The following is a 5,296-nucleotide window of genomic DNA, read 5'->3' on the forward strand; positions in this document are numbered from 1 at the left end:
TTCTCCTGGTCGAAGCCGAGGCCGACGAGGATCTCGGCGGCGCGGGCCGGGGCGGCGTCGGCGTCGATCTCGATCAGCCGGGTCCAGATCTCGCCCATCTCCTCGGGCGCGGCGGTCTCCAGCCGGGTCAGCAGGTCGTGGCGTTCGACATCGGCCTCGAGGATGGTGTCGAGCACGCTGACCGGGGTGGCCGGATGCTCCTGGTCGACCGAGGCGATGCGGGCGGTCTTCGGCAGGCTGATCTCGTCGCCCCCTGCCGCCAGTTCGCCGAGGATCAGCTTGAACAGGGTCGACTTGCCGACGCCGTTGCGGCCGACCAGTCCGACCTTGGCGCCGGGCGGCAGGCTGACGGAGGCGTCCTCGAGGAATTTGCGGCCCCAGGCGCTGAAGGTCAGGTCGGTGATCTGGAGCATGGAGAGGCATTGACTTTCGGACTGGTCATATCAAGATGACCAGTCATGACGTATGACCATTTGAGCGGCGAGGTCGTCATAACGGCGACGGAGTTCAAGGCCAAGTGCCTGGAACTGCTGGATCGCGTGAACTCAGGCGCCTTGAGCAAGGTGCGCATCACCAAACGCGGCAAAGAGGTTGCGGTTCTGGAACCGCCTCTGGGTCGCGGCAATGATCGTGGCTTCATTGGCTGGCAGGAAGGCAGTGCCGTGCTGCCCGAGGATCTCGACATCGACGGCCCCATCTACGATGCAGAGGTTCACGGAGCGTGTGATCCCGCGAGAGGCTTGCGGTGACCCTCCGCTCGCGACGCGCCGTCGGGCAAGGGCTCCGGCCGCTCGCGGCTCGCTCCTCGCAACGCGGAACCGCCGTGTTGCTCGACACCAATGTCGTCATTCGGGCGCAACTCAACCGGGACCTGACCGTCGAGGGCCGGGCGGCCATCGAGGCCGCTCAGGACAACGGCGGCATCCTGGTGTCCGTGGTCTCCGCCTGGGAAATCGGCCTGCTGGCCCGCAATCGGGATAGCCGGACAGGTCGCCTGTTTGAACCAGACGTGGAGACATGGGTCGCCAACGCCATGAGAGCGCCGGGGGTTCGCCCCGTGCTCATGAGTCACGATATCGCGCTGGCCGCATGGCGGTTACCGGAACCCATCCACAGCGATCCCGCGGATCGTCTGCTGATCGCCGTCGCGCGGGCTTTGGATGTGCCGCTGTTGACCCGTGACCGCGCCATCCTCGACTATGCGGCGCTGGGCCATGTGCGGGCGATAGCCTGCTGATCGGGCCGGGTTGGAAACCGGGGAGGGCGCGTCTATAAGCCCGCCACCCTCAATCTCCCAACAAGAAGTCGCTCCCATGACCGAACGCACCTTCTCGATCATCAAGCCCGACGCCACGCGCCGCAACCTGACCGGCGCCATCAATGCCGTGATCGAGGGCGCGGGCCTGCGCATCGTCGCCCAGCGCCGGGTCAGGCTGACCGAGGCCCAGGCCAGGAAATTCTACGAGGTCCACGCCGAACGCCCGTTCTACGGCGAGCTGGTCGGCCAGATGACCGCCGAGCCGGTCGTGGTCCAGGTGCTGGAGGGCGACAACGCCGTGGCCAAATACCGGGAAGTCATGGGCGCCACCAATCCGAAGGACGCCGCCGACGGCACGATCCGCAAGCTGTTCGCCCTGTCGATCGGCGAGAACTCGGTGCACGGCTCGGACTCGCTCGAGAACGCGAGGATCGAGATCGCCCAGTTCTTCACCGACGACCAGATCGTTGGCTGAGCCGGGTTCACCCCGTTGTCGCTTGAACGGCGGCCGGTTCTCCTGACGGGGGACCGGCCGTTTCGTCTTCCGGACCGTTCGACCGGTCGAGGACCCGTTTGCGCGCCGCCTCGAAGGTCCGCACGAAGTGGACGCGCTTCAACACCGGTCCGGGAACGGTCTGCAGCAGGGTGCGCAGGACGCCGTGTCCGGCCCCGACGATCAGCACCTCTTCGCCCTCGTCCAGAAGCCGTCTCAGCAGGTCGCCCAGTGCGAAGGCGCCCGTGGGGTCGAGCAGCGGCACGGCTTCGAGGCGCAGGATATAGGCCCGCTTGCGCGCGCCGATCCGGTCCAATGCGTCCTTGACCACGACCGCGCTGCCGAAGAACAGCGGGCCCCGGAAGGTCAGGACGCCGATGTCGGCCGGCAGGCCCTGGTTGGGGGTGTAGCGGCCGCTCCGCTCGGACTGGAGGTCGTCCTCGTCGCCCTCGATGATCGGCGTGCCGCCCTCGATCGAGGCCAGCCTCGCCATCCGGTGCATGAAGACAAAGGCGGCCAGCACCATGCCGACCTCGATGGCGACGGTCAGGTCGACCAGCACGGTCAGGCCGAAGGTGGCCAGCAGGACGGCGCGGTCGCCGTGCGAGGTGCGCAGGATCAGGCGGAAGCGGCGCGCCTCGGCCATGTTCAGCGCCACCACCACGAGGATGGCCGCCAGCGCCGCCATGGGGACCAGCTTCATCACCGGCGACAACAGCAGCATGAAGAGCAGCAGGAACACCGCGTGCAGCATGCCGGCCACCGGCGAGCGCGCGCCGGAGCGGATGTTGGTCGCGGTGCGGGCGATGGCTCCGGTGGCCGGCAGGCCGCCGACCGCGGCCGAGGCGACATTGGCCACGCCCTGGGCCACCAGTTCGACGTTCGAGCGATGGCGACGACCGGTCATCTGGTCGCCGACGACGGCCGAGAGCAGGGATTCCACCCCCGCCAGCAAAGCGATGGTCAGGGCGCTGGGCAGCAGGGCGACGGCGTTGTCCCAGCGCCAGAAGTCGAGGCTGGGCGTCGGAAGGCGGGCGTTCATCTCGCCGAAACGCGAACCGATGGTCTCGACCGGCCACTGGGTCAGGGCGACGACGCCGGCGGCCAGGACCGTGATCACCAGGAAGCCGGGCGCGCGCGGGACGTAGCGGCGCAGCAGCAGGATTCCGGCGACGCAGACGGCCGACAGCCCGAAGGCCGGAAGGCTGACGGTGTCGCGCACAGCCCACAGGGCCTGCAGTTTGGGCATCAGTTCGGCGGGGACGGCGGCGGCCTCGAGGCCGAGAATGTCCTTGATCTGGCTGGCCATGATGATGACGGCGATGCCGCTGGTGAAGCCGGTGGTGACGGGATCGGGAATGTATTTGATCAGGGTCCCGACCCGGGCCAGTCCCGCGACGATCAGGATGCCTCCGGCCATCAGTGTGGCCATCAGCAGGCCGTCGTAGCCGTATTTCGAGATCACTCCGTAGACGATGACCACGAAGGCCCCGGTCGGACCGCCGATCTGGAACCGGCTGCCGCCGAGAGCCGAAATCAGGAAGCCGGCGACGACGGCCGTGATCAGACCGACCTCGGGCGTCGCGCCCGAGGCGATGGCCAGGGCCATGGCCAGGGGGAGGGCCACCACCGCCACGGTCAGGCCGGCGAAGGTGTCGGCCCGGAAATCCGTCAGGCCATAGCCCTGGCGCAGGACGGTGACCGTCTTGGGCAGGAACAGCTTCCAGTCGTTTCCCATGGCCGCTATTTTCCGCCGATCAGCCGGACGCCGCGGCCGACGCCCTGGCTGGGGGCGCCTTCCACGATGAGTTCGACGCCGGCGCCGGAGATCGCCGTCATGACCTTCTCAAGACTGTCGACCACCGCCCGGACCGAGCCCTCGCAGGCCTCCATCCGCTGGATGGTCTGCGGGGAGAGCCCGGACAGGCGGGCCAGCTCGCGCTGATCGATTCCCAGCAGGGCCCGGGCGGCGCGGATCTGGGGGCCAGTGATCATCTGAACCTCTTTATTGGAAGATTATATATCACCATAGGTGAGTAAAGTCTCAACACCTTGACCTCGGACGGCGCCGGTTCGGAAGGGCGTCCGGCGGGCGTGGTCACGACGCCGTGTCTCCCGCGGGGACCGAAAACGGTTCAGGCGTCCGGCGTCCGCAGCGAGCGGCAGAAGTCGGCCAGGGCCTGCGGATACAGCCGGTGTTCGGCCGCCAGCACCCTCTGCGCCAGGCTGGCCGGGGTGTCGCCGGCCAGCACCGGCGCCGTCGCCTGGGCCAGCAGCGGGCCTTCATCCACGCCCTCCGTGACCAGATGCACGGAACAGCCCGCCTCGGCGTCGCCCGCCGCCAGGGCCCGGGCGTGGGTGTCCAGCCCCGGGTATTTCGGCAGCAGGCTGGGATGGATGTTGAGCATGCGCCCGCGCCGGCGCCGGACCAGCCAGGACGTCAGCAGCCGCATGTAGCCGGCCAGCGCGACCACCTCGATCCCGTGCTCCGCCAGAACCGCCTCGACGGCCCGCTCGTGGGCCTCGCGATCCTTGCCGAACGGGCGGTGGTCGACGACGGCGACGGGGACGCCCTTCGCCCGCGCCACCGCCAGCCCGCCCGCCTCCGGTCGGTTCGACAGCACCAGCGCGACCTCGAAGGGACAGTCGGCCGCGCGCGCCGCGTCGACCAGAGCGGCCATGTTCGAGCCGGAGCCTGAAATCAGGACGGCGACGCGGACGCGCCCGGAACCCGGGTCCGGCATCAGCGCGCGGGCGGGGCCGGATCGCCGACCGGGACGAACGAGCCGGGCGGGCCCGGGAACACCACCGGGCTTTCATAGCCGTCCTCCGACACGGCCGAGACGCCGAAGAACCAGTCGTCGATGACCACCCCCGGCAGGACCAGTTCGGTGGCCTGTCCGGCCCAGCGGCTGTGGGTCCACTGCGGCGCCGTGGTCGAGCGCCACCAGACGCGATAGCCGGCCGCGCCGGGGACGGCCTGCCACCTGACCGTGGTGTCGGGCCGGACCGCGCCTTCGATGGTCACGCCGAGCGGCGTCGCCGGGGCGTTGCCCAGGGCGGCCATGGCGACGACGTTCAACCGCGCCACCTGGCCCAGATAGTCGAAATCGATGCCGTCGAGGGTGTCGCCGTAGCGGACGCCGTTCTCGACCCGCAGGTCCTGGTGCTGGCGGTCGTAATGTTCGGCGCCCTCGGAAATGCGCACCGCCGGGAAGCCGTGGCGCAGCATTTCGACCTGGTCCCCGCCGCGGCCGTAGCGGTCGGTCCGGTAGATCAGGTCGACGTCGAAATTGGTCAGGTAGCGGTCGGCGACGGCGTCGATGAAGCGGGCCAGGTTGCGCGACGACGAGTCGACCTCGCCCCCGTTGTAGCGCCGCCGCTCGGCCTGGGCCGCGGTTTCGACCGTCTTGGTGCCTTCCGAGAAGACCCGCACCCGGGTGGTGTCGCGCACCCCCGACTGGCCTTCGGAGTTGCCGACGATGTCGTTGTTCAGATTGGCCTCGACCCGCCAGCCCTGGGCCTGGGCGTAGTCGGCCAGGATC

At 69.1% G+C, this 5,296-nt stretch carries 7 protein-coding genes and 1 pseudogene; 3 read left to right on the plus strand and 5 right to left on the minus strand.

The features are described from left to right. The coding region (locus Q0588_RS09990; protein WP_298745807.1) for an ATP-binding cassette domain-containing protein at positions 1-413 on the minus strand (413 nt) is incomplete at its 3' end. A 45-nt stretch (positions 414-458) separates the two neighbouring features. On the opposite strand from Q0588_RS09990, the gene Q0588_RS09995 reads away from it, so the two are divergent. From Q0588_RS09995 to ndk, 3 genes are all read left to right on the plus strand, one after another. Then, the gene (locus Q0588_RS09995) at positions 459-749 is read left to right on the plus strand and encodes a type II toxin-antitoxin system prevent-host-death family antitoxin (RefSeq protein WP_298745808.1); all 291 of its coding nucleotides are present in this window, start codon (positions 459-461) and stop codon (positions 747-749) included. Between the two features lie 77 nt (positions 750-826). Beyond that, positions 827-1,237 carry a type II toxin-antitoxin system VapC family toxin gene (locus tag Q0588_RS10000; RefSeq protein ID WP_298745809.1) on the plus strand — a complete coding sequence of 137 codons (411 nt, stop codon included), beginning with the start codon at positions 827-829 and terminating at the stop codon, positions 1,235-1,237. Between the two features lie 76 nt (positions 1,238-1,313). Continuing rightward, a complete protein-coding gene (gene ndk, locus Q0588_RS10005) occupies positions 1,314-1,733 on the plus strand; it encodes a nucleoside-diphosphate kinase (protein WP_298745810.1) in 420 nt (139 codons plus the stop codon). A 7-nt stretch (positions 1,734-1,740) separates the two neighbouring features. Here ndk and Q0588_RS10010 read toward each other — a convergent pair whose 3' ends face one another. From Q0588_RS10010 to Q0588_RS10025, 4 genes and pseudogenes are all read right to left on the minus strand, one after another. Beyond that, positions 1,741-3,489: a SulP family inorganic anion transporter gene (locus Q0588_RS10010; RefSeq protein ID WP_298745811.1), complete on the minus strand. Its 1,749-nt coding sequence runs from the start codon at positions 3,487-3,489 to the stop codon at positions 1,741-1,743. Positions 3,490-3,494: 5 nt separating this feature from the next. Continuing rightward, entirely contained in the window at positions 3,495-3,746 is a 252-nt protein-coding gene (locus Q0588_RS10015) for a helix-turn-helix domain-containing protein (protein WP_298745812.1), read from the minus strand. 140 nt (positions 3,747-3,886) lie between these two features. Further along, positions 3,887-4,495, minus strand: a complete 609-nt coding sequence (purN, locus tag Q0588_RS10020; RefSeq protein ID WP_298745813.1) for a phosphoribosylglycinamide formyltransferase — start codon at positions 4,493-4,495, stop codon at positions 3,887-3,889. Beyond that, positions 4,495-5,296: pseudogene (locus Q0588_RS10025) on the minus strand (peptidase M28); the annotation flags it as partial. The gene purN and the pseudogene Q0588_RS10025, both read right to left, overlap by 1 nt.

The sequence above is a fragment of the uncultured Brevundimonas sp. genome (genome assembly GCF_937870815.1).
Classification (GTDB): domain Bacteria; phylum Pseudomonadota; class Alphaproteobacteria; order Caulobacterales; family Caulobacteraceae; genus Brevundimonas.

What these genes read in the sequence shown, in the direction of transcription:
- Q0588_RS10015 (WP_298745812.1), bottom strand. Translation starts at nt 3,746, where the DNA reads ATGATCACTGGCCCCCAGATCCGCGCCGCCCGGGCCCTGCTGGGAATC.
- Q0588_RS10010 (WP_298745811.1), bottom strand. Translation starts at nt 3,489, where the DNA reads ATGGGAAACGACTGGAAGCTGTTCCTGCCCAAGACGGTCACCGTCCTG.
- Q0588_RS09995 (WP_298745808.1), top strand. Translation starts at nt 459, where the DNA reads ATGACGTATGACCATTTGAGCGGCGAGGTCGTCATAACGGCGACGGAG.
- ndk (WP_298745810.1), top strand. Translation starts at nt 1,314, where the DNA reads ATGACCGAACGCACCTTCTCGATCATCAAGCCCGACGCCACGCGCCGC.
- purN (WP_298745813.1), bottom strand. Translation starts at nt 4,495, where the DNA reads ATGCCGGACCCGGGTTCCGGGCGCGTCCGCGTCGCCGTCCTGATTTCA.